Origin of the sequence: Methylobacterium sp. 17Sr1-1 (assembly GCF_003173775.1) — a bacterium.
In the GTDB taxonomy this organism is placed as follows: Bacteria; Pseudomonadota; Alphaproteobacteria; order Rhizobiales; family Beijerinckiaceae; genus Methylobacterium.
This window is the reverse complement of sequence record NZ_CP029552.1, coordinates 3,807,905-3,830,599: the sequence shown is the minus strand read 5'-3', so window position 1 is coordinate 3,830,599 and position 22,695 is coordinate 3,807,905. Positions and strand designations below refer to the sequence as shown.

The 22,695-nt window shown below is 70.2% G+C and carries 19 protein-coding genes; 9 read left to right on the top strand and 10 right to left on the bottom strand.

Translation table 11 applies throughout. The annotated features are described in order from the left end of the window. Positions 1 to 513: 513 nt before the first annotated feature. Together DK412_RS17200 and DK412_RS17195 are read left to right on the top strand one after the other, a co-directional pair. On the top strand, positions 514 to 936 hold the full coding sequence (locus DK412_RS17200; RefSeq protein WP_109972937.1) for a translation initiation factor 2: 423 nt from the start codon (positions 514 to 516) through the stop codon (positions 934 to 936). A gap of 174 nt (positions 937 to 1,110) precedes the next feature. Next, complete coding sequence (locus DK412_RS17195) at positions 1,111 to 2,136, top strand: helix-turn-helix domain-containing protein (RefSeq protein ID WP_109972936.1); 1,026 nt, start codon at positions 1,111 to 1,113, stop codon at positions 2,134 to 2,136. Between the two features lie 19 nt (positions 2,137 to 2,155). Here the strand turns inward: DK412_RS17195 and DK412_RS17190 are convergent, their stop codons facing one another. Both DK412_RS17190 and DK412_RS17185 read right to left on the bottom strand, forming a co-directional pair. Then, positions 2,156 to 2,500, bottom strand: a complete 345-nt coding sequence (locus DK412_RS17190; RefSeq protein ID WP_109972935.1) for a hypothetical protein — start codon at positions 2,498 to 2,500, stop codon at positions 2,156 to 2,158. 139 nt (positions 2,501 to 2,639) lie between these two features. After that, a complete protein-coding gene (locus tag DK412_RS17185) occupies positions 2,640 to 2,945 on the bottom strand; it encodes a hypothetical protein (protein ID WP_162596231.1) in 306 nt (101 codons plus the stop codon). 279 nt (positions 2,946 to 3,224) lie between these two features. On the opposite strand from DK412_RS17185, the gene DK412_RS17180 reads away from it, so the two are divergent. After that, a complete protein-coding gene (locus tag DK412_RS17180; protein WP_245447018.1) occupies positions 3,225 to 4,487 on the top strand; it encodes a multidrug effflux MFS transporter in 1,263 nt (420 codons plus the stop codon). Positions 4,488 to 4,594: 107 nt separating this feature from the next. Next, the gene (locus DK412_RS17175) at positions 4,595 to 5,239 is read left to right on the top strand and encodes a transglutaminase-like cysteine peptidase (protein ID WP_109972933.1); all 645 of its coding nucleotides are present in this window, start codon (positions 4,595 to 4,597) and stop codon (positions 5,237 to 5,239) included. Here the strand turns inward: DK412_RS17175 and DK412_RS17170 are convergent. After that, positions 5,223 to 5,504 carry a hypothetical protein gene (locus DK412_RS17170; RefSeq protein ID WP_109972932.1) on the bottom strand — a complete coding sequence of 94 codons (282 nt, stop codon included), beginning with the start codon at positions 5,502 to 5,504 and terminating at the stop codon, positions 5,223 to 5,225. The genes DK412_RS17175 and DK412_RS17170 overlap by 17 nt on opposite strands. A gap of 289 nt (positions 5,505 to 5,793) precedes the next feature. On the opposite strand from DK412_RS17170, the gene DK412_RS17165 reads away from it, so the two are divergent. Continuing rightward, complete coding sequence (locus DK412_RS17165) at positions 5,794 to 7,179, top strand: SGNH family hydrolase (RefSeq protein WP_109972931.1); 1,386 nt, start codon at positions 5,794 to 5,796, stop codon at positions 7,177 to 7,179. 36 nt (positions 7,180 to 7,215) lie between these two features. Here DK412_RS17165 and DK412_RS17160 read toward each other — a convergent pair whose 3' ends face one another. The 6 genes from DK412_RS17160 to gltB form a co-directional block, all read right to left on the bottom strand. Next, entirely contained in the window at positions 7,216 to 9,390 is a 2,175-nt protein-coding gene (locus DK412_RS17160) for a TonB-dependent siderophore receptor (RefSeq protein ID WP_109972930.1), read from the bottom strand. 509 nt (positions 9,391 to 9,899) lie between these two features. Continuing rightward, a complete protein-coding gene (locus tag DK412_RS17155; RefSeq protein WP_109972929.1) occupies positions 9,900 to 11,324 on the bottom strand; it encodes a glutamate synthase subunit beta in 1,425 nt (474 codons plus the stop codon). A gap of 11 nt (positions 11,325 to 11,335) precedes the next feature. Then, a complete protein-coding gene (locus DK412_RS17150; RefSeq protein WP_109972928.1) occupies positions 11,336 to 11,971 on the bottom strand; it encodes a glutathione S-transferase family protein in 636 nt (211 codons plus the stop codon). A 15-nt stretch (positions 11,972 to 11,986) separates the two neighbouring features. Continuing rightward, positions 11,987 to 12,277, bottom strand: a complete 291-nt coding sequence (locus DK412_RS17145; RefSeq protein ID WP_109972927.1) for a BrnA antitoxin family protein — start codon at positions 12,275 to 12,277, stop codon at positions 11,987 to 11,989. Beyond that, positions 12,237 to 12,509, bottom strand: a complete 273-nt coding sequence (locus DK412_RS17140; protein ID WP_109972926.1) for a BrnT family toxin — start codon at positions 12,507 to 12,509, stop codon at positions 12,237 to 12,239. Before DK412_RS17140 ends, DK412_RS17145 begins: the two co-directional genes overlap by 41 nt. Before the next feature lie 23 nt (positions 12,510 to 12,532). Beyond that, entirely contained in the window at positions 12,533 to 17,224 is a 4,692-nt protein-coding gene (gene gltB, locus DK412_RS17135; RefSeq protein WP_109972925.1) for a glutamate synthase large subunit, read from the bottom strand. Positions 17,225 to 17,945: 721 nt separating this feature from the next. Here gltB and DK412_RS17130 point away from each other — a divergent pair. After that, positions 17,946 to 19,004: a beta-eliminating lyase-related protein gene (locus DK412_RS17130; protein ID WP_109972924.1), complete on the top strand. Its 1,059-nt coding sequence runs from the start codon at positions 17,946 to 17,948 to the stop codon at positions 19,002 to 19,004. 264 nt (positions 19,005 to 19,268) lie between these two features. Here the strand turns inward: DK412_RS17130 and DK412_RS17125 are convergent, their stop codons facing one another. Then, a complete protein-coding gene (locus tag DK412_RS17125) occupies positions 19,269 to 20,189 on the bottom strand; it encodes a DMT family transporter (protein WP_109972923.1) in 921 nt (306 codons plus the stop codon). Between the two features lie 105 nt (positions 20,190 to 20,294). Here DK412_RS17125 and DK412_RS17120 point away from each other — a divergent pair, with 105 nt between their 5' ends. From DK412_RS17120 to pcaG, 3 genes are all read left to right on the top strand, one after another. Continuing rightward, a complete protein-coding gene (locus DK412_RS17120; protein ID WP_109972922.1) occupies positions 20,295 to 21,107 on the top strand; it encodes an IclR family transcriptional regulator in 813 nt (270 codons plus the stop codon). A 133-nt stretch (positions 21,108 to 21,240) separates the two neighbouring features. Continuing rightward, positions 21,241 to 21,969 carry a protocatechuate 3,4-dioxygenase subunit beta gene (gene pcaH / locus DK412_RS17115; protein ID WP_109972921.1) on the top strand — a complete coding sequence of 243 codons (729 nt, stop codon included), beginning with the start codon at positions 21,241 to 21,243 and terminating at the stop codon, positions 21,967 to 21,969. A 2-nt stretch (positions 21,970 to 21,971) separates the two neighbouring features. Next, complete coding sequence (gene pcaG / locus DK412_RS17110; RefSeq protein WP_109972920.1) at positions 21,972 to 22,607, top strand: protocatechuate 3,4-dioxygenase subunit alpha; 636 nt, start codon at positions 21,972 to 21,974, stop codon at positions 22,605 to 22,607. The last annotated feature ends 88 nt before the right edge of the window (positions 22,608 to 22,695 follow it).

The following is a 22,695-nucleotide window of genomic DNA, read 5'->3' as shown; positions in this document are numbered from 1 at the left end:
TCCGACATTCGACTCGATCATGACGAAATGACTCAACGACGCCCGGGCCCCGGCACAGTCCGACGCCGGCGCAGCGGCATCATCGTAGCAGCTTCGGCCAAGTGCGGGGCCCGGCAACCCATGGTCTGCGTCTCAAAAACATGTGCGAGCGTCTCGAACCGACGCGTCTCCGGCACGATCGGCAATGCCGACCGGCGTTCAATCGTCCCTCGACCGTGCGGCAGGCCGGAGCCGTTCGAGACGTCCGGTCGGATCATGGACGAACCTCCGCTGAATGACGCAGAGCACGGGACGGTGTGTCCCTGGGACGTCCCGCATCTCGTCCGACGTAGATTTTGATGTCTCTGCGTCTCAAATGGAGAATATCGGCTGGACAGCGGTAGACGTTTTCGCGACAACCGGGGCGATCCTCACGGTCAAGCTTGTGGCGACCGGCCTGGATCCCCCCCTCATCAACCGCCCTCCTGACAGTGGACGCGGCCGCCGGCCGGCCGTCCGCGCGAGCCCGACGTGATGCGCATCATCGCCGCCAGCCTGAGCTTCCTCGCCCTGACCGCCTGCGGGACCGTGACCCGCGGCACGACCGAACCCGTCACCTTCCTGTCGGAGCCGCCGGGCGCCGCGATGCGCACCTCGTTCGGGCCGGGCTGCCCGGTCACGCCCTGCACCCTCGAAGTGCCGCGCAAGCAGGAATTCGTCTCGACCTTCTCGCTGCCCGGCCACGCCGACGTGCAGGTGCCGGTCACCACCACGGTGAGCGGGACGGGCGGCGCCAGCATGGCGGGCAACGCCCTCCTCGGCGGCGTCATCGGCGCCGGCGTCGACGTCTATAACGGCACCGCCCTGGACCATACGCCGAACCCCGTCATCGGCCGGATGGTCCCGTTCTCCTCGCCGCTTCCCGCCCGCCGCCGCCGCACCGCTCCGCAGAGCTGACGGAGGCCGCCTCCGGACGATTGCGCGCAATAGTTGCGATCCCGGGGCAATGCACGGGACAAGTGCCGTCTGCGACGCCCGCTCCGTCGTCGGCGGATTGACGCAGCGTTCCCGTTCCCGCATCCAAGCGTCAACAGGACGGCCTTCGGGCGGGAGGCAGGCGAACGCCACGCGATGGCCCACTCGGCGACGATCGACTTCACGCTCGAGCGGCTCGCCGCCGAGCAGCAATTCGCCCTCTGGCACGACCTGGTGCAACCTCTTTTCCGGGTCGGGATCGAGGACGACGCCAGAGCCGCGTTCCGGGCCGAGATGCGGGCCATGCCGGTGGCCGACGCCCTGCTGACGACCTGCACCTCGCGGGCGCAGACCTTCGAGCGCGGCATGGGCGACGTCCGCAGCTCCGGCTGGGACCACGTCGTGATCCAGCACTACGTCGCCGGCGGCTTCACGGGGTCGTGCGGAGACCGGGCCGTCTCGGTCGTGGCGGGGGACATCAACGTCCTCGACCTCAACCGCACCCTGCACACGCGGGCGACGGATTTCTCCAACCTCACGCTGATCCTGCCGCGGGACCGCCTGCCGCTCGCCGGCGCGAACGACCTGCACGGGCGAGCGATCGACCGGGGCAGCGGGCTGGCGGCGGTGATCGGGAGCCACCTGCGCAGCCTGGCCGAGCATGCCGGGTCCCTCACCCCCCGGGAGGCGGGTGCCGCCCTCGACGCGCTGTGCCTGCTCCTGTCGGGCAGCGACCTCAAGCAGGCCGATCCGCTCGTGCGCGCCGCGGCCGGCGCCAGCGTCCACGACCGGGTCTGCGCCTATATCGACCGCCACCTCGACGACCCGGGCCTGAGCCCCGCCGGCATCGCGGCGGCCTGCCGGGTCTCGCGGGCGACCCTGTACCGCCTGTTCGGCTTCGAGGGCGGCGTCATGGCCTACATCGCCGGGCGCCGGCTCGACCGGGCGTTCATGGCCCTGAGCCGGCCCGATGACGGGCGCAGCAGCATCGCGCAGGTGGCCTTCCGCAGCGGCTTCACCAGCGAAACGCATTTCAGCCGTTCGTTCCGGAGCCGGTTCGCGATGAGCCCGCGGGACGCCCGCCGCCGCGCCCACGAGGGTCTGCACCCGGCCGGCGCGGCGCCCGGCCTCGGCCCGCGCGACTGGGTGCAGGCGATGCGGCGCCTGCGCGAGACCATCTGAGTCAGGGACCGAGCCCTCGTCAGGGCAGGGCGCCGATCAACTCCTTGGCGCGGGTCATGGTGTCGTTGCAGGCCTGTGCGTCGCCGGCACGGTCCTGATCCCGCGCCGCGGCGATCAGGCCGCGCGCGTCGGCGATGCGGCCGGCCTGCGGCACGGTCGCGGGGTCGCTCGGCCGTCCCGCCGGCGGGGCCGCGAGCGCCTTGGGCGATCCCTGCGTCGTCGGTGTCTCGCCGGTCACCGCCGCGGCGCCGGGGCTCTCGAGACGGCGCTCGATCGTGGCGATCTGCTCCGCGCAGGGCGTCGCGGCGGCCGCGGCGGCACCGAGCGGGACCAGGATCGATGCGGCGATGATTGTCCCGCGCATGGGGGCGTCCTCCTGCCTGAGGCCGCCTCTCCGGGGCGGCAGCCCCGGGCAACGGATGACCCGACGTCCGGTTCGTGCGGCCGGGGCCGGCGCCGGTGTCGCACGGCGTCCGACCCCCGCCCCTCCGGCGCTTCCGCCGTCAGTTCCGACCGTCGCGCGGCGCCATGGCGGTGACGAGGCGCAGCACCTCGCCGCGGGTCGCGGGGTCGGTGATACGGCTGAAGGCGCGCAGGAGATCGATCGCCTGGCGCTCGAAGGTCATGCGGCCGTCGGTCACGCCGCCGTCAGCCGGCCCGGCGCCGGCGGCCGGGTCGATCGAGACCCCGAGCAGGGACTCGATCTCGCGCAGGCGCCGGATCGACACGCCGCCGGCCCGGACCGCGTCGTCGTCGCGGGAGAAGCTCGGCCGGCGGCCGGAATCGATCACCCCATCGGACATCGGCATCTCCTGCCCTCCATGGGCCGTCGTACCCACGATTCGTGCTGCGGGCAGCCGCGTCCTCGGCCGCCGCACCGTGAAAGTCTGATTATTGTCGTGATCGTTCGCAGACAAACAAATCGATTGAGTTCACCGAGATGTGATGAACGACCTGACCCCAAAGGGGGATCGCTCCGACACCCGGCGCCGCCGGCCGGGTCCAGCCATTCCCGACCGGCATGCCTCGCACGGCCGGCATCGCCTTACAGAGGATCAGCCCCCGAAGGACCATGAGCTGAGCGAACGATGAAGATGTCACCGAGGCGTGCCGGCCGAGACCAGGACCAAGCCTCTTCGTCGAGCAAAGCCTCTTCGTCGGGCGAAACCTCTTCGACCGGCGAGGCCGCCTCGCCCCGCGCGCAGGCGTCGCTGGCGCTCCTCGTCGCCGTGACCATGACCGGGACGGTGGCCCTGCACATCTTCGTGCCGGCACTCGCGGCGGCGGCGGCCGATCTCGGCACGACGCCGGTCGCCGCGCAGCTGACGATCACCCTCTACCTCGTCGGCCTCGCCTGCGGGCAATTGGTCTACGGGCCGCTCTCTGACCGGTTCGGCCGCCGCCCGGTGCTGATCGCCGGCCTCTCGCTCTATCTCGCCGGGCTGCTGCTCGCGATCCCCGCACCCTCGATCGAGGTCCTGATCGTCGCCCGGGTGCTGCAATCGCTCGGCGCCTGCGGCTCGCTGGTCCTCGGCCGGGCGATGGTGCGCGACGTCTCGACCGCCGCGGACGCCGCCCGCAAGATCGCGATCCTCACCATGGCGATGACGCTGACGCCGGCCCTGGCGCCCGCGATCGGCGGCCTCGTCGCCGGCGCCTTCGGCTGGCGGGCGGTGTTCGTGGTGCTGGCCGCGGTGGTGGCGCTCCTCGGCGCGCTGGTGGTGCTGACCCTGCCGGAGACGAACCGGCGGCCGGTCGCGCTGCCGGGGATCGGCGCGGTGGCGGGCGCCTATCTGCGCCTGCTGCGCAACCCCGCCTACCGGGCCTACCTGCTCGCCGGGGCCTGCGCCGGCACCAGCCTCTACGCCTTCCTGGCGGTGGCGCCGTTCCTCCTCGTCGACCGGCTCGGGCGCTCGTCGCAGGAGGTGGGGCTCGATTGCCTGATCGTGACGGCCGGCATGGTGGTCGGATCGGCGGTCGCCGGGCGCCTCGCCGGCCGGATGCCGATCCAGCGCGCCGCCCGGATCGGCAACGGCATCTGCCTTCTCGCCGCCCTGGCGCTGTTGGCGGTCGACCGCAGCGGGCATCTCACGGTGGCGACGCTCCTGGCGCCGCTGGTGCTCTACGCGGTCGGCATCGGGCTCCTCGGGCCGAACGCGGTGGCGGGGCTGATGAACGTCGATCCCCACGCCGCCGGCTCGGCCTCGAGCCTCTACGGCTTCATGCAGATGGCGCTCGGCGCCCTGTTCACCCTCGTGGTCGCCACCTGGCACGACGGCTCGGCGACCCCGGTGGCGGCGACCCTGCTCGGGGCCTCGGTGATCGCCGCCCTCTCGCTGCGGCGGGCGTGACGCCGGCCTGTGAACACGCGTTAACCTTTTCTTAACTCGGCAATTGCCCTCGCGGACCCGCCGTGCGACCAACTCGTTAACGAGAGCTTAACGGTTGCGAGTACCAGATGCGTATCGCGGGTCGCACGGGCGGAATCGGAATCGCGCAGGTCCTGGCCGTGGCCGCCGGGCTCATGGCCTCGGCGAGCGGAGCGGGCAGCCAGACCCTGGCGGCGCTCCCGGCGGTCACCATCCCGGCCGCCACCGTGGGCGAGGCCCGGCCGGTTCCGGCCTGGGTCGAGTTCTGCGCCCGCTACGCGTCGGAATGCGCGGTGGATGCGAGCGAGCCGGCGCAGGTGACCCTGACCCCGCGGCTGTGGCAGACGGTCACCGGCATCAACCGCCAGGTCAACACGTCGCTTCGCGCCGTCACCGACCAGGAGCATTGGGGCGTGCCGGACCGCTGGGACCTCGCCGAGGACGGCTCGGGCGATTGCGAGGACTTCCAGCTCCTCAAGCGCAAGCTGCTCGCCCAGGCCGGGCTGCCGCGCCGCGCGATGCGGATGACGGTGGTGATCGACGAGAAGGGCGAGGGCCACGCCGTGCTGATGCTGCGCACCGACCGCGGCGATCTGGTCCTCGACAACAAGACCAGCGCCGTGCTGCCCTGGCACAAGACCGGATACACCTTCATCAAGCGCGAGGGCGACGAGAACACCCGGTGGGTCTCCCTCGGCCGGGCGGTGTCGCCGGTTGTTACCGCGAATCGCTGAGGCCGGTCCCGTACCGGGCGGCCAGAACCTCGCTGGCGAGTTCGGCGCTGCCGTTGGTCCAGGGCAGGGCCAGCACCACCCGCACGCCGGGCGCCGGGGCCGGGGCGTGCGGCCGCGCCATCGGCACGGTGATCGGCGCCGGGTCGAGCGCCGGGCGCAAGGTCAGGGCGACGGCCTCCCGTCCGCCCCGGCTCAACAGCACACCGGACCCGATCGCCAGGATGAGCGCGGCCTGGAGACCCAACCGCCGTACAGTCCGAAACATGTGAGAACACCCGCCTGTCGTGCGGCGACGTGTTGTCGTCCGTCGCTCGCCCGGGACACACCCTCGGCCCGCGTCGCTTAACGGCCGGTCTTCATCGGGCATGGCCGGTTCTTCCGGCTTCCGGGATGCTGAACGGAGGTTTTACACTGCCCTTCATCATCCCCTAACCTTGACAGGCCGCGAACGCGGCGGCGCGGCGGCGTGGGTGGGCCGGAGCCGGTTGCCGCGCTATACTCGTCGTCATGACGAAGCGGGCGGAGCCGGGAACGATGCGGATGGGGTGGCCCGGATGAGGTGGCCGACTGGACGGGAACTGTCGCGCCTCGTTCTCTGCAGCCTGCTCGCGGGCCTGAGCGCGCCGGACGCGGCCCGGGCGCAATACTCCGACGACGGCTACGGCTATCGCCGCGCGCCCGCCTACCGGCCAGCCCCCGCGCCCGAGCCGCAGCGGCAATTCTTCTGGCCCTGGGAGGATCGCCCCACGGCGCAGCCCCAGGCGCAGCCGGATCCCGGCCGACCGGCCTATCGCGGCGCCTACCGCACTCCCCGCCCGCGGCGTGAGCGCGAACGGGAGCGCGAGCGCGAGGTGATGCACAGCCGCGAGGGCCGCTCGGTGCAGCGGCCCAAGCCCCGCCCGGCACCCGTCGTGGCGCGGCCCGCCGCGCCGAAGCCCAAAACCGATCCGCGTACCCAGATCGCGGTGTTCGGCGATTCCCTCGCCGAGCTCCTGGGTCAGGGCCTCGACACCGTCTACGAGGCGAATCCGGACGTGGTGGTGATCCGCCGCGCCAAGGGCGACAGCGGCCTCGTGCGCAAGGACGTGGTCGACTGGCCGAAGGCGGCGGAGGATTACCTCAAGTCCAACCCGAAGGTGTCCTACGCGGTGGTGATGGTCGGCGCCAACGACCGTCAGCCCCTGCGCGACGGCGACCAGACGATCGAGCCCCTGAGCGAGCGCTGGCGCGCGCTCTACCGCGACCGGGTCGACGCGCTCCTGAAGGTCTTCACCGACCGCAAGGTGCCGGTGGTCTGGGTCGGCGAGCCGCCGATGAAGAGCGAGACCCTCTCGGCCGACATCACCTCGCTCAACGAGATCTTTCGCGATCGGGTGCAGCGGACGGGCGGCGTCTACGTCGACATCTGGCCGGCCTTCGTCGACGAGAACAACCGCTACGCCGCGACCGGGCCGGACCTCGAGGGGCAGCAGGCCAAGCTGCGCACCTCCGACGGCGTGCACTTCACCCAGGCCGGCGCCCGCAAGGCGGCCCACTTCGCCGATGTCGAGATCAAGCGGCTCCTCGAGGCGACGACCGGCGCGCCCTCCCTCCCCGACGCCGTCTCGCCGCTCGCCCCGGAAGCGCCGGCGCCGGTGCCAGCGCCGGCTGCCGCGGGTGAAGCGAAGCTCGACGACGACGCGGCGATCGACCGGCTCATCACCGCGATGCTGCCGAGCCTGCCCGAACCGCCGGGCATTCCGGCCCTGCCGGTCAAGCCCGCCGCCGGCCCGGTCCTGCCGCTGACCCGCAACGAGGTCGCGCCGGGCGGCCAGCTCGTCACCGGCCGCCCGCGGATCGACCGCGACACCGGCTACACCCTGGAGCGCAGCCTGACCCGCGGTGCGGCCCCCCCGCCCCAGCCGGGGCGGGCGGACGACTTCCGCTGGCCGCGGGGGTGAACCCGCGCATGAGGGGTCGGGCGGTGGACGCTCCGGTTACATCCGGGCCGTCAGCGTCGCCAGCACCGAGAACGGCGCTCCCGGCAGGTTGTTGAACTGATTGAACGGCTGCTCGATGTAGCGCGCGTCGGTCAGGTTCTTCAGGTTCAGCGAGAACCGGGCATGCTCGTTGAGGTCGTAGAACACGGCCGCGTCGACGCGGGTATAGGCGCCGACCTTGTAGGTGTTGCTGACGTCGCCGAAGCGCGAGCCGACATAGGTCACCCCGACGCCGAGCCCGAGACCGCGCCAGGCGCCCTCCTGGACCTGATAGGTGGTCCAGAAGCTGCCGCTGAACAAAGGCGCCGCCTCCAGCCGGTTGCCGACCGGGATGGTGCTGTCGCGCGTCACCCGGGCATCGGTGTAGCCGACGCCGCCGATGATCTTCCAACCCGGCAGGATCGTGCCGGCGAGGTCGGCCTCGACGCCCTTCGAGCGCTGCTGCCCGGTGATGATCGAGAAGCCGGTATTGACCGGATCGTTGGCCGCGACGTTGTTGCGGGTGATGTCGAACACCGAGGCGGTCAGGCTGAGGTCGGGCGTGAAGTCGAAGCGGGTGCCGACCTCGATCTGCTCGCCGGTCTCGGGCGCCGGATTGACGGCGTTGAAGACGTTCGCCGTCTGCGGCTTGAACGAGGTCGTGTAGCTCGCGTAGAGGGCCAGCGGCTCGGCGACCCGGTAGATCAGGCCGATCCGCGGCGACACGCCCGACAGTTCCTGGTCCGGCGGGATCGTGCGCGAGGTCGGCGTGCGGCTGAAGTAGAACTGCGTGCCGGTGTCGTAGCGCACGCCGAGCAGGAGCTGCAGGCCATAGCCGAGGTCGATCTGGTCTTGGGCGTAGAGCCCGGTCAGCTCGTTCTTCTGCTTCAGGTCGCTCTGGAGCGAGAGCGCACCCGGCAGCGCGAGGCCGGCGACGGGATTGAGGAAGCTCACCGAGGCGAGCGCCCCCTGCGTGGTGACCGCGCGCCGGTAGCCGTTGAAATACTCGACGCCGAGGAGCGCGGTGTGGCGCAGGCCGAGGAAGTCGAACTTCGCCACAAGTTCGGTCTGGCTGTCGACGGCGGCGTAGGTCGAGGTGGCGGCGGTGGTGCGGCGCTGGACAGTCAGCCCGTTGGCCGAGACGCCGGTGGCACGGGAGGCGATGGCGTCGAAGCTGCCGCTCTGGGCGTTGAGCACCTGGCGCAGCATCAGGTGCTCGTTGAAGTCATGCTCGACTTTTAGCGTACCGAAATTCGCATTGGCATTGTAGCGCGAGAACGGCTCGCCGTAGTAGCGCGAGATGTTGTCGAGCGGCACACGGCCGTTCCGGGCGATCAAGCCCTCGTCGTAGACCGTGTCCTGGCGGGTGAACTCGCCGATGAACGAGACCCGTGTGTCCGGACTCGGGTTCCAGGTCAGCGACGGGGCGATGAAGAAGCGGGAATTGTCGCGACCGGCGAGGTCGCGGAAGGTCGGGTCGACCTGCGTTCCGAAGCTCAGGCGGGCCGCCACCCCGTCGGCACCGGGCACCGGGCCTGAGGCCGAACCCTGGACGCGCCGGAAACCGAAGCTGCCGCCCTGGATGCTGGCATCGGCGGTGGGCACCAGGCTCGGCTGGCGCGTGACGATGTTGATGACGCCGCCGGGATCGCCCCGTCCGTAGAGCACCGAGGCCGGCCCCTTGAGCACCTCGATCCGCTCGACATCGGCGAGGTCGCGCTGGACGGGATAGAAGTTGCTGGCCTGGTTCATGAACACGCCGTCGATGGCGTAGGTCTGGGTCCGGAAACCGCGGATGATGAAGGTGTCGCTGCGGCCCTGGATGGTGCCGCCCGGCTGCACGTTGCTGACGTTGAACAGGGCGTCGGTGAGCCGCGTCTCCGCGCGGTCGACCAGGACCTCGCGCGGCACGACGTTGACGGTCTGAGGAATGTCGCGCAGCGGCGTGTCGGTCTTGGTCGCGGTGGCGCTGCGGGTCGCGCGGTAGCCCTGGACCGGGCCGTAAGCGGTCTCGGTGGAGACCGGGATCCCCGCAGCCTGCGACGGGCCGGCGACCGTGATGGTGTCGAGGGCGATCTCGCCGGACTCCTGGGCCCATGCCCCGCCCGCCGCGAGGCCCGGCGCCGCGCCCGCGAGCAGCGCGAGGAGCAGCGGCGAGCGGCGCCGTTTCGCGGGGCGATGGGGAGAGCGCACGGGAACCTCGGGCGGAAGAAGCGTCTCACCCGCGGGTAATCGCGTGAGCCCCGGCAATCAATCGCTTCGTCCGCGCAAGCATTTGAACCATTCCAGGCCCGGTCGCTATCGGTCCTGGTGTTGCGTCAGCGCATCAATCATGGGGATGGAAGCTGCGTCAGGCCGGTGGATAACTCGGTCTGCATTCTGCAAACTGGAATAGATCTAATCCACCTCCCCGCCACGTGGACAGCCTACCCTGGAGGTCTACCACCCTCCTCGTCATCCCGGGGCCGCGAAGTGGAACCCGGGATCCCTAACCGCTGACGCTTGAGGACAGGGCGGAGGGCATTCGGCTGAAGCCTGCACCGTCAGCGGTCAGGGATCCCAGGTTCTCGCCGAGGCTCGCCCCGGGATGACGTTCTGGCGCGGCAGCGGAGTGCTCGACATCCTCCGAACGCGAACGGGACCCGCTCCGGTCCGGAGCGAGTCCCGTCGATCGATCAGGAGGATCTCGGGATCCCGCCGCCTCAGAGCGGCAGGGTCGTCGCGCCCATCAGCGCCTCGTCGATGGAGCGGGCCGCCTGCCGGCCCTCGCGGATCGCCCAGACCACCAGGGATTGGCCGCGGCGCATGTCGCCCGCCACCCAGACCTTGTCGGTCGAGGTGCGGTACTGGCTGTCGTCGGCGAGCACGTTGCCGCGCTTGTCGCGGGCGACGCCGGACTCCTCGAGCAGGCCCTTGGCCACCGGGCCGGCGAAGCCGATCGCCATGAAGACGAGGTCGGCCGGCAGCAGGAACTCGGAGCCGGCGATCGGCTTGCGGGACTCGTCGACCCGGGCGCAGACCACGCCCTTCACCTTGCCCTTCTTGCCCTCGATGCGCAGGGTCGCGGCCTGGAACTCGCGCTCGGCGCCCTCCGCCTGGCTCGACGAGGTGCGCATCTTGGTCGCCCAGTACGGCCACACGGTCAGCTTGTCCTCGCGCTCCGGCGGGCGCGGGCGGATGTCGAGCTGGGTGACCGAGAGAGCGCCCTGGCGGAAGGCGGTGCCGACGCAATCCGAGGCGGTGTCGCCGCCGCCGATCACCACCACGTTCTTGCCGGCGGCCAGGATCGGCTCCTCGGCCGTGGCGGGCTCGTGGCCGACGCGGCGGTTCGACTGCACGAGGTAGGGCATGGCGAAATGCACGCCCTCGAGCTCCTGGCCGGGCAGGCCGGGATCGCGCGGGGCCTCGGCGCCGCCGGCGAACAGCACGGCGTCGAACTCGTTGTGCAGGCTGGCGAAGGAGCGGTCGACGCCGACATTGACGCCGTAATGGAACTGCACGCCCTCAGCCTCCATCTGCCGCACCCGGCGGTCGATGTGGCGCTTCTCCATCTTGAAGTCGGGGATGCCGTAGCGGAGGAGCCCCCCGGCCTTCGGCTCGCGCTCGAAGACGTGGACGTCGTGGCCGACGCGGGCGAGCTGCTGGGCCGCAGCGAGGCCGGCCGGACCCGAGCCGATCACCGCCACCGTCTTGCCGGTCTTCGCCTCGGCGGGCTCGGGCACGACCCAGCCCATGCTCCAGGCCTTGTCGGCGATCGCCTGCTCGATGGTCTTGATCGCCACCGGCTGGTTCTCGAGGTTGAGGGTGCAGGCCTCCTCGCACGGCGCCGGGCAGATGCGGCCGGTGAACTCCGGAAAATTGTTGGTGGAGTGCAGGTTGCGTGCCGCCTCCTCCCAATCCGCGTTGAAGACGAGGTCGTTCCAGTCCGGGATCTGGTTGTGGACCGGGCAGCCGGTCGGGCCGTGGCAGAACGGGATGCCGCAATCCATGCAGCGCGCCGCCTGCTTCTTCAGGTCGTGCTCGTCGAGCGGCAGGGTGAATTCGAGGAAGTGGCGCACGCGGTCGGCCGCGAGCTGATACTTCTGCTCCTGCCGGTCGAATTCGAGGAAGCCTGTGACCTTGCCCATCGGTGGAGTGCTCAGTTCGTGAAGTGATCGGGCCGGCGGCGGGTCTCGACGACCCCGGCGACGGTGGCGGAAGTGGGGAGCGCCTCCCCGCAACGGGTGAGCCAGGCCCGGATGGCGGGCCGGGCCGAGAGATCGAATCCGCCCTCGTCGGCGAATTGCGTATAGGCGAAGAGTGCGACGTCCGCGATGCTGACGGCGTCGCCGACGAACCACGCGGCGGCGGTCAAGTGTCGCTCCATCAGGTCGAGGGCGGCCTCGCCGCCGTCCACCCTTCTCGGGTCGCGGGTCGCGGCCGGTTCGCCGCGGTAGCGCATGTGGAACCGGCAGACCGCGATGGTCGGCTCGTGGCTGTACTGCTCCCAGAACAGCCACTCGTCGATCTTGGCCTGGGTCCAGGGATCGTCGGGCAGCAACGCGCTGCCACGGGCGAGGTATCGGATGATCGCGTTCGACTGGGCGAGCGTCCGGCCGTCCGGGAACTCGACGCCCGGCACCTGGCCCATGGGGAATCGGGCGAGGTACTCGGGGGTGCGGCTCTCACCCCGCATGATGTCGACCGGAATCCACGTATAGGGAAGCCCGAGGTGATCGGCGACGTACCGCACCTTCAGGCAGTTGCCCGACATCGTGTCGCCGTAGATCTTCACCTCTGAAAGCTCCCCTTACTCGGCGTCGCGCAGACTGTCGTGCTTCTGCAGCCATTGCCGCAGCGCCGTGTCCAGAACCATCTCCCAACTGCTCCCGAACGCGCGGAAGCGGTCGAGCAATTCGACCGGAAGCTCGACCGATTCGAGCCGGCCGCTCTCGCCGGGCTCGCGGCCACGGCGGATCAGCTTGCCGCCGTCGTAGTGGAAGGCGCGCTCAAGGAACTCGTCGGTCAGCTCCGGTGCGTCGTCGGGATCGTGCCAAACCTCATCGGAGGAGGTGAGCGTATCGGGCTTGCTCGCGGTCATTGGCCTTCCTCATGCTGATGATCCGGCGGTCGTCCCCGCGGTCGGTCCACACGACGACGACCATCCGGCCGTCGAGACGGCCATAGGTCTGCGTGCGTACCTCCCCATAATCGGCCCTCCGGTCCACGATGTTCAACGTGCGGCCGGCGAACACCTCCTCGCAACGCGCGAAGTCCAGCCCCCGCTCGTGCAGGGTTCGCTCCCGCTTGGCCGGGTCGTAGACGAGTGCCACGGCCCGGCCTCACAGATGCGCCGCTACTCCGCCGCCACCGGCATCCGGGCCCGCTCCATCTCGCGAAGCGCCCGCCGGTACTCGACCGGCATCACCTTCACGAACTTGGTGCGGTAGGTGTCCCAGTTGTCGATGATCGCCTTGGCGCGCACCGAGCCGGTATACTTCAGGTGGTTGTTGATGAGGCCGACCAGGCGCTCCTCGTCGTGGCCGGACATGTCGGCCAGGATGTCGATGCGCCCCTTGGTCTCGAGGTCGCCGTCCTGGTGGAAGCGGCGCATGAACTCGTCCTCCTCCTCGACCGGCTCGAGATCGACCATCGACAGGTTGCAGCGCTTGGCGAAGGACCCGTCCTCGTCCAGCACGTAGGCGATGCCGCCCGACATGCCGGCCGCGAAGTTGCGCCCGGTCTCGCCGATCGACACGACCACGCCGCCGGTCATGTACTCGCAGCCGTGGTCGCCCATGCCCTCGACCACCGCGATGGCGCCCGAGTTGCGGACCGCGAAGCGCTCGCCGGCCGAACCCCGGATGTAGGCCTCCCCCGCGATGGCGCCGTAGAGCACCGTGTTGCCGACCATGATGGTGCGGTCCGACGGCGAGCCGAGGGCATCCGAGGGCCGGATGATCAGCTTGCCGCCCGACAGGCCCTTGCCGACGTAGTCGTTGGCGTGGCCGGTCAGGCTGAGCGTCACGCCGGCGGCGAGCCAGGCGCCGAAGCTCTGGCCGGCGGTGCCGGTGAGCTTCACCGTCAGGGTGTCGTCGGGCAGACCCTCGTGGCCGTGCGCCTTGGCGACCGCGCCCGACAGCATCGCGCCCGCCGCCCGGTCGGAGTTGCGGATCACGTCCTCGACGGTCGTCGCGACGCCGGTCTCGATCGCGTCGCCGATGGCGGCCAGCAGCCGCCGGTCGAGGACTTGGTCGATCGGGTGCTTCTGGGTCTCGACGTGGCGGAGCGCGACCGTCTCCGGCACGTCAGGCTTGTGGAACAGCCGGGTGAAGTCGAGGCCCTTGGCCTTCCAGTGCGAGATCGCCGCGAGCTTGTCGAGGTATTCCGAGCGCCCGATCAGGTCGTCGAGCTTCGTGACGCCCAGGGACGCCATCAGCTCGCGCACCTCTTCGGCGACGAAGAAGAAGTAGTTGATGACGTGCTCAGGGGTGCCCTTGAAGCGCTTGCGCAGCACCGGATCCTGCGTCGCGACGCCGACCGGGCAGGTGTTCAGGTGGCACTTGCGCATCATGATGCAGCCGGCCGCGATCAAGGGCGCGGTCGAGAAGCCGAACTGGTCGGCGCCGAGCAAAGCCGCGATCAGCACGTCCCGGCCGGTGCGGATGCCGCCATCGGCCTGGAGCGCCACCCGGCCGCGCAGGTGGTTGAGCACCAGGGTCTGCTGGGTCTCGGCGAGGCCGATCTCCCAGGGGCCACCCGCGTGCTTGATCGAGGTGAGCGGCGCCGCGCCCGTGCCGCCGTCGAACCCCGAGATGGTGATGTGGTCGGCGCGCGCCTTGGCGACGCCGGCCGCCACCGTGCCGACGCCGACCTCCGCCACCAGCTTGACCGAGACCTCGGCCGCCGGGTTGACGTTCTTGAGGTCGAAGATCAGCTGGGCCAGGTCCTCGATCGAGTAGATGTCGTGGTGCGGCGGCGGCGAGATCAGGCCGACACCCGGGGTCGAGTGGCGGACCTTGGCGATCTTGGCGTCGACCTTGTGGCCGGGCAGCTGGCCGCCCTCGCCGGGCTTCGCGCCCTGCGCCACCTTGATCTGCATCATGTCGGCGTTGACGAGGTACTCCGCCGTGACGCCGAAGCGGCCCGACGCCACCTGCTTGATCGCCGAGCGGCGCGAGCGGCCGTCCGGCAGCGGCCGGTAGCGCTCGCGCTCCTCGCCGCCCTCGCCCGAGTTCGAGCGACCGCCGAAGGAGTTGACGGCGATCGCCAGCGTCTCGTGCGCCTCCTTCGAGATCGAGCCGTAGGACATCGCGCCGGTGGCGAAGCGCTTGACGATCTCGACCGCCGGCTCGACCGCGTCGATCTCGACCGGGGCCCGGCCGATCTCCGCCGCGCTCTTGATCCGGAACAGGCCGCGGATCGTCTTGAGGTGGTTCTCCTGCTCGTTCACCATCTTGGCGAAGGCCCGGTAGCGGTCGGGCAGGTTGAGCCGCACGGCGTGCTGGAGCGTCGCGACGGTGTCGGGCGTCCAGGTATGGGCCTCGCCGCGCAGGCGGTAGGCGTACTCGCCGCCGACGTCGAGGGCGGTGCGGTAGACCGGCGCGTCGCCGAAGGCGTCGCGGTGGCGGCGCACCGTCTCCTCGGCGATCTCGGCCATGCCGATGCCTTCGATGGTGGTGGCCGTGCCGAAGAAGTCGCGCTCGACGAAGGTCGAGTTGAGGCCGATCGCGTCGAAGATCTGCGCGCCGCAATAGGACTGGTAGGTCGAGATGCCCATCTTGGACATCACCTTGAGCAGGCCCTTGTCGATCGACTTGATGTAGCGATAGACGATCTCGTCGTCGGTGAGTTCGGGCGGCAGCTCGTCCTTCATCGCGATGAGCGTCTCGAAGGCGAGGTACGGGTTGATCGCCTCGGCGCCGTAGCCGGCCAGGCACGCGAAGTGGTGCACCTCGCGCGGCTCACCCGATTCGAGCACGAGCCCGACCGAGGTGCGAAGCCCCTTGCGGATCAGGTAGTTGTGCACCGACGCGGTGGCGAGCAACGCCGGGATCGGGATCCGGTCCGGGCCGACGGCGCGGTCGGAGAGCACGATGATGTTGTAGCCGCCGCGCACCGCGGCTTCAGCGCGGTCGCAGAGGCGGTCGAGCGCCCCGTCCATCGCCTGCGCGCCGGTCTCGGCCGGATAGGTGATGTCGAGGGTCTTGGTGTCGAAGCGGTCCTCGAAATGGCCGATGCAGCGGATCTTCTCCAGGTCCGCGTTGGTCAGGATCGGCTGGCGCACCTCGAGACGCTTCTTGCGCGAGGTGCCCTCGAGGTCGAGGATGTTCGGCCGCGGCCCGATGAACGAGACGAGGCTCATCACGGCCTCCTCGCGGATCGGGTCGATCGGCGGGTTCGTCACCTGCGCGAAGTTCTGCTTGAAGTAGGTGTAGAGGAGCTTCGGCTTGTCGGAGAGCGCCGAGAGCGGCGTGTCCGTGCCCATCGAGCCGACCGCCTCCTGGCCGGTCACGGCCATCGGCTGCATCAGGAGCTTCAGGTCTTCCTGGGTGTAGCCGAAGGCCTGCTGGCGATCGAGCAGCGACACGTCGGTGCGCGACTCGCGCGGCTGCACCGGGCGCAGGTCCTCGAGCACGATCTGGGTGCGCTTCAGCCACTCCTTGTAGGGATGGGCGGCGGCGAGCTCGCTCTTGATCTCCTCGTTCGAGACGATGCGGCCCTTCTCCAGGTCGATCAAGAGCATCCGGCCCGGCTGGAGGCGCCAGGACGAGACGATCTTCTCGTCCGGGATCGGCAGCACGCCCATCTCGGACGCGAGCACGACGAGGCCGTCGTCGGTGACGAGGTAACGGGCGGGGCGCAGGCCGTTGCGGTCGAGGGTGGCGCCGATCTGGCGTCCGTCGGTGAAGCAGAGCGCGGCCGGGCCGTCCCACGGCTCCATCAGGGCGGCGTGGTACTCGTAGAAGGCGCGCTGCTCCTCGCTCATCAGCGGGTTGCCGGCCCAGGCCTCGGGCACGAGCATCATCATCGCGTGGGCGAGCGGGTAGCCGCCCTGCACGAGGAATTCGAGCGCGTTGTCGAAGCAGGCGGTGTCGGACTGGCCCTCGTAGGAGATCGGCCAGAGCTTCGAGATGTCGTTGCCGAACAGCTCCGAATCGACGCTGGCCTGGCGCGCCGCCATCCAGTTCACGTTGCCGCGCAGCGTGTTGATCTCGCCGTTATGGGCCACCATCCGGTAGGGGTGCGACAGGCGCCAGGTCGGGAAGGTGTTGGTGGCGAAGCGCTGGTGCACGAGCGCCAGGGCCGAGACGAAGCGCTCGTCCTTCAGGTCGAGGTAGTAGTGGCCGAGCTGGTTCACCAGCACCATGCCCTTGTAGACGATGGTGCGCGAGGACAGCGAGACCGGGTAGAACTCCTTCAGCCGCTCGTCCTTGAGGGTGTAGACGGCGTTCGAGATCACCTTGCGGACGAGGAACAGCCGGCGCTCGAAGGCGTCCTGGTCGGCGCTGGAGGCCGGGCGGCCGATGAACACCTGGCGGTGGCGCGGCTCGCTCGCCTTCACGCTCTCGCCGAGGTCGCTCGGATCGACCGGCACGTCGCGCCAGCCGAGCAGGGCCAGCCCCTCGTCGGCGATCGCCTTCTCGACGATCGCCTCGACGGTCTTGAAGCCTTCCTCGTCCCGCGGCATGTAGAGCTGGCCGACGCCGTAATGGCCGGCCTCCGGCAGCTTGATGCCGAGGCGCTCGGCCTCCGCCGCGAAAAAGCCGTGCGGGACCTGCACCAGGATGCCGCAGCCGTCGCCCATCTTCGGGTCGGCGCCGACGGCACCGCGATGGTCGAGGTTCTCCAGGATCTGCAGGCCCTGCTGGACGATGGCGTGGCTCTGGCGATTGTGCATGTCGGCGATGAAGCCGACGCCGCAGGCATCCTTCTCGTTGCCCGGGTTGTAGAGGCCCTGGCGCGCCGGCAGGGCCGGATCGCGCACGACGAGGGCGGGGACCGCCTGCCCGCGGGTGGGGTGCTGGGACTGGTCCGTGCCGCTCATGGTCTGGTCTCCCAAGGTCCGGTCTTAAGGGCGCGCGGGCGAGCGCGCGGGTTTCTGTCGATGGTGGCCGGTGCGCTCCTCCGCGCACCGCCGGTCAGGATTGCCTGCCGCAGGGGCGGGCATGCCTGCCGCAGAGGCAGGCCCGCCGCTCCGGGCAGGTATACCCGCATCATCGAGCGGGCGAAGTAGTGCGGACAGCCGCAGGGGCGCCGCGGGCGGGCGGGCCGAGGGCACGGCCGCCGCCTGTGTTGTTCAGTCCGCGGGAGGGTCGGTCGCGTCTCGCGAAGGGAGCGCCCGCACCTCGCGAGCGCCCGGCAGGCTGGTGGTCAGCCCGCGTGCGCCCGCACCGCCCGAATGGCGGCGCGTTTGGTATCTCGTTTGGCTATCGTGCAAGCCACAAGCCAGCGCCCTTGCGACCCGGGGGCGCGGGGCCCGACCGGGAAAATGGGACAGCGGTACTGTCCTAACTCGCGGAACCTGCCAGATTTCAACCGCTCCAGCAAGAGGCCATTCCGTCCAGGCTTGTGCTTTTCTTGCGTTTCGCGCGCCACACCCGCAACGAAACACCGAATCCGGCAGGGAGCGCGCATCTTTCCCCCGCGGGAGACGACCGGCGGCACATGCGAGGCAAGACATGCGAGGCATGATCCGGCGCGCCTCGCTCCGGCCGGTCCCACCCGTCATGATGCTCGGAAGGACGATGGCAGGGGCTTGGTCACGCATGAATTTCGCGAGCGACAACGTGGTGGGGGCGAGCGCTCCGATCCTGGAGGCGATCGTGCGCCACAATGGCGGGGCGATGCCGGCCTACGGCGCCGACCCGCTGACGCTCGGGCTCACCCCACGCTTCCGCACTCTGTTCGACCATGCCGACCTCGCGGTCTTCCCGGTCGCCACCGGCACCGCGGCGAACGCGCTGGCGCTCTCCGTGATGGTGCCGCCCTTCGGCCTGTGCGTGTGCCACGAGGAGGCGCACGTGATGGAGGACGAGTGCGGCGCGCCGGAATTCTACACCCACGGCGCCAAGCTGCACGGCCTGCCCGGAGCCGGCGGCAAGATCGCGGCCGAGACCCTCGGCCATTTTCTCTCCGGCCTGACCCGGCACGTGAAGCAGATGCCGCCCCGGGCGCTGACCCTGTCGCAGCTCACCGAGAGCGGTCAGGTCTACACGGTCGAGGAGATCTCGGCCCTCGCCCGCATCGCCCATGACCACGGGCTCACCGTCCACATGGACGGGGCGCGCTTCGCCAACGCCCTTCAGGCTCTCGGCTGCTCGCCCGCCGAGATGACGTGGCGCGCCGGCATCGACGTCCTGTCCTTCGGGGCGAGCAAGAACGGCGCGCTCGCCGCCGAGGCGATCCTGGTCTTCCGCCCCGACCTCGCCGAGACGCTGGAGTTCCGCCGCAAGCGCGCCGGCCACATCTTGTCGAAGGGCCGGTTCCTCGCCGCCCAGCTCGACGCCTATCTCGACGGCGACCACTGGCTCGCGAACGCCGCCCACGCCAACCGGATGGCGGCGCGGCTCGCCGCGGGCCTGAGTGACGTTCCGGGGGTGCGCCTGGCCTGGCCGGTCCGGGGCAACGAGCTCTTCCCGATCCTGCCGGCCGGGCTCGACGCGGCCCTGCGCCGGGGCGGGGCGGTCTATTACGACTGGACGAGCCGCAGCCTGCCGGCGGGCGAGACGGTGCGTGAGGGCGAGCGGATGATCCGCCTGATCACCGCCTTCTCGACGACGGAGGCGGAGGTGGAGGAGTTTTTGGGGTTGGCGCGGCGGGCGTGAGACTGGCCGGAGAAAGGATGTAGCGCGGGCTTCTCCTCTCCCCGCGGGCGGGGAGAGGGCTGTGTTCCCGTTCAGGGAACGCAGCGAGGCGCAGCCGAGGGTGAGGGGCCTCGACGCGTGAGACTCTTCTGGAAACACCCCCTCACCCTCGCCCTTCGGGCTTGCCGAGCCGCCTGGACGGCGGCTCGGCCCTCTCCCCGCCCGCGGGGAGAGGGAAACCAGCGCTCGTTCTTATCCCTGGACAGCCCCATGCCGCGGGCGGCGTCACACCGCCCCCTCCTCCCCCGGCGGCGTGACCCGCGGGCGCTCGTGATAGAGCAGGTACAGCCCCGAGGCCGCCACCACGGCGCCGCCGATCACCGTCCAGTGGTCCGGCAGGTGGCCGAAGATCAGGAAGCCGAGGAGCACTGCCCAGAGCAGATGGGCATAGGCGAAGGGCGCCAGCGTCGAGGCGGGCGCCCGGCGATGCGCCAGGATCAGGAGCCAGTGCCCGAGCGCCCCGAAGAAGCCGACCGACAGGATGCCGAGCCAGGTCGAGGGCTCGGCCGGCGTCTCCCACAGGAAGGGCAGGAACGGCGCCGTCAGCACCGAGCCGACGAGGCCGGTGTAGAACATCGTGGTCTCGGGCGGATCGTGGGCGGCGAGCATCCGCGTCACCACGATGTAGACCCCGTTGACGAGGGCGGTCACCACCGCGAGCAACGCCGCCGGGTGCATCCCCGACACGCCCGGGCGGCTCACCACCAGCACGCCCGAGAAGCCGACCAGCACCGCGATCGTCCGCCGCCAGCCGACCCGCTCGCCGAGGAGCGGCCCGGCGATCAGCGCCACCACCAGGGGCGAGGCGAAGGTGATCGAGGTCACCTGCGCCAACGGCAGGTAGCGCAAAGCCACGAACGAGCACATCGTCGCCGTCACCAGGCACAGCGAGCGCAAGACCTGGAGCCCGGGCTTTCGCGTCCGCATCAGCCCGACGATGTCGCGCCGCGCGGCGAGGAAACCCGCCACGATCACGAAGCTGACGAGGTAGCGCACGGCGACGATCAGCATCGGGCTCATCGTCCCGCTCAGGAACTTCGCCGAAGCGTCGATGGAGGCGAAGCCCGCCACCGCGCTCACCATCAGGGCGATGCCGGTCAGGGTCTCCCGCTGGCCCGCCTCCCGCAGGCCTCCGCTGCCGCGCATGCCCCGCCTCCCCCCTCGCGTCATCAAGTCTTGACTTAGACCGGAACTCCGTTCAAATCCAGAACCGCGTTCCAGATTTGAGAACGCGAGACTCGAGCACGACAGATGGCCGGCTCCCTGCTGCGGCGCGCCCTGGACCTGGTGGAACTCCTCGCGAACCATCCGCGCGGGCTGCCGCTCCAGACCATCGCCGAGACGCTGGATATCCCGAAGAGCGGCGCGCACCGGCTTCTGGCCGAGCTCGCCGAGCATTCTTACGTCGTGCAGGACGGCGAGACCGGCCGCTATCTCCTCACCACGAAATTCGCGACGCTCGGCCTCAAGCATCTCTCGCGCACCGGCGTGGTGGACGTGGCGCAATCGGTGCTCAACCGGCTGGCGGATGTCAGCGGGGAACTCGCGCGTCTCGCGGTGGTCGATTACCCGCGCCTCGTCTGGGTGGCGAAGGCGCAGGGTGCGCGCACGGGCCTGCGCTACGACGGCGACATGGGCACCGAGGCGCGGCTCTCGACCTCCTCGACCGGCATCGCGTGGTTGGCGAGCCTCACCGATGAGGAGGCTTTGAGCCTCGTGATGCGCCAGGGCCTCGGCACGCCCGAGGAATGCGGCCCCAACGCGCCGCGCACGGTCGCCGCCCTGATGGCGCTGGTGAACGAGGCCCGCGCCCGCGGCTACGCCTGGGTGCAGGACACCAACACGCCGGGCGCCGCCGCGATGGCGGCCAACATCGTCCATCCGCAGACCGGCCGGGCGATCGGCAACCTGAGCGTCGCCGGCCCGAGCCTGCGCCTCGGGGAGGCGCAGCGCGACGCCATCGCGCCGGACCTGCTGGCCGCCGCCGCCGACCTGTCGTCGGTCGGCGCCTTCTCCGAGTATCTCGGGGCGCTCGGCGGCCGGACCAAGGTCACGTCCGGATGACACCCTGAAATGGCCCGTGCCCGGCGACGGTGGTAGATCCCGCGGGCGCGTCGAACGACCGGGCCATCAAGACCCGACCGAGGATCACCCCTCGCACGACCCGCCTCCGCCAAGGAGCGCACAGGAGGAAACGATGACCCACGCCGACAGCGAGTTCCTGCAGAGGGACCGCTCGATCCATCCGCCGGCCTTCACGCCGGACTACAAGACCAGCGTGCTGCGCTCGCCGCGTCGGGCGATGCTGTCGCTGCAATCCTCCCTGTCGGAGGTGACCGGCCCGGCCTTCGGCCATTCCGAGCTCGGCCCGCTCGATAACGACCTGATCCTCAACTACGCCCGCGAGGGCGAGCCGATCGGCGAGCGGATCTTCATCCACGGCCATGTCCGCGACGAGAACGGCCGGGGCATCCCGCACACCCTGGTCGAGTTCTGGCAGGCCAATGCGGGCGGGCGCTACCGCCACCGCAACGACCGCTACCTCGCGCCGATCGACCCGAATTTCGGCGGCTGCGGCCGGACGATCACCGACGAGAACGGCTTCTACTACTTCCGCACGATCAAGCCCGGGCCCTATCCCTGGCGCAACAACCTCAATTCCTGGCGCCCGGCCCACATCCACTTCTCGGTGTTCGGCACCGGCTTCGCCCAGCGCCTGATCACCCAGATGTATTTCGAGGGCGACCCGCTGATCTGGCGCGACCCGATGGTGCTCGGCATCCCGGACCGCTCAGCGGCCGAGCGGTTGATCGCCCCCCTCGATCTCGGCGCCGCGGTGCCCCTCGACATGCTCGCCTACAAGTTCGACATCGTGCTGCGCGGCCGCCAGCAGACGTTGTTCGAGAACAAGCTCCAGGGGAACTGACGATGGTCCAGCCGCTTCCCGTCCGCCTCCAGGAAACGCCGTCCCAGACCGCGGGCCCCTACGTCCATATCGGGCTGATCCCGCACCAGGCCGGCTTCGACATCTTCGAGACCAACTTCTCCAACGTGCTCGCCGGCCCGAGTACCCGGGGCGAGCGCATCCGCATCGAGGGCCGGGTCTTCGACGGCGCGGGCTCGCTGGTGCGCGACGCCTTCATCGAGATCTGGCAGGCCAATTCTGCGGGCCGCTACAACCACCCGGCCGACCGCCAGGAGGGCAAGCCCCTCGACGAGAGCTTCCGGGGCTGGGGCCGTACCGGCTCGGACTTCGACACGGGCGTGTGGTTCTTCGAGACGGTCAAGCCCGGCCCGGTCGACGGTCGTAAGGGCCATCGCCCGATGGCCCCGCACATCAACCTCTGGATCGCCGCCCGCGGCATCAATATCGGCCTCCAGACCCGGCTCTACTTCGCCGACGAGGCCGAGGCGAATGCCAACGATCCGGTGCTGAACCTCGTCGAACGCGGTCCCCTGCGCGACAGCCTCTTGGCGAGGCGCGAGGAGCGGGACGGCAAGGCGGTCTACGTCTTCGACATCTACCTCCAGGGGCCGAACGAGACCGTCTTCTTCGACGTCTAGTTTTTTATCTTACACGATTTCCGCTCAATCCATCCGAATGAAGGTGGAGCGCGTCTCCCCTCTCCCGTGTGGGAGAGGGGTTGGGGGT

Bases quoted from the DNA above. Each gene is read 5' to 3' on its own strand.
- DK412_RS17200 (WP_109972937.1), top strand. From the start codon at position 514: ATGCGCATCATCGCCGCCAGCCTGAGCTTCCTCGCCCTGACCGCCTGC.
- DK412_RS17195 (WP_109972936.1), top strand. From the start codon at position 1,111: ATGGCCCACTCGGCGACGATCGACTTCACGCTCGAGCGGCTCGCCGCC.
- DK412_RS17190 (WP_109972935.1), bottom strand. From the start codon at position 2,500: ATGCGCGGGACAATCATCGCCGCATCGATCCTGGTCCCGCTCGGTGCC.
- DK412_RS17185 (WP_162596231.1), bottom strand. From the start codon at position 2,945: ATGCCGATGTCCGATGGGGTGATCGATTCCGGCCGCCGGCCGAGCTTC.
- DK412_RS17180 (WP_245447018.1), top strand. From the start codon at position 3,225: ATGAAGATGTCACCGAGGCGTGCCGGCCGAGACCAGGACCAAGCCTCT.
- DK412_RS17175 (WP_109972933.1), top strand. From the start codon at position 4,595: ATGCGTATCGCGGGTCGCACGGGCGGAATCGGAATCGCGCAGGTCCTG.
- DK412_RS17170 (WP_109972932.1), bottom strand. From the start codon at position 5,504: ATGTTTCGGACTGTACGGCGGTTGGGTCTCCAGGCCGCGCTCATCCTG.
- DK412_RS17165 (WP_109972931.1), top strand. From the start codon at position 5,794: ATGAGGTGGCCGACTGGACGGGAACTGTCGCGCCTCGTTCTCTGCAGC.
- DK412_RS17155 (WP_109972929.1), bottom strand. From the start codon at position 11,324: ATGGGCAAGGTCACAGGCTTCCTCGAATTCGACCGGCAGGAGCAGAAG.
- DK412_RS17145 (WP_109972927.1), bottom strand. From the start codon at position 12,277: ATGACCGCGAGCAAGCCCGATACGCTCACCTCCTCCGATGAGGTTTGG.
- gltB (WP_109972925.1), bottom strand. From the start codon at position 17,224: ATGAGCGGCACGGACCAGTCCCAGCACCCCACCCGCGGGCAGGCGGTC.
- DK412_RS17130 (WP_109972924.1), top strand. From the start codon at position 17,946: ATGAATTTCGCGAGCGACAACGTGGTGGGGGCGAGCGCTCCGATCCTG.
- DK412_RS17125 (WP_109972923.1), bottom strand. From the start codon at position 20,189: ATGCGCGGCAGCGGAGGCCTGCGGGAGGCGGGCCAGCGGGAGACCCTG.
- DK412_RS17120 (WP_109972922.1), top strand. From the start codon at position 20,295: ATGGCCGGCTCCCTGCTGCGGCGCGCCCTGGACCTGGTGGAACTCCTC.
- pcaH (WP_109972921.1), top strand. From the start codon at position 21,241: ATGACCCACGCCGACAGCGAGTTCCTGCAGAGGGACCGCTCGATCCAT.
- pcaG (WP_109972920.1), top strand. From the start codon at position 21,972: ATGGTCCAGCCGCTTCCCGTCCGCCTCCAGGAAACGCCGTCCCAGACC.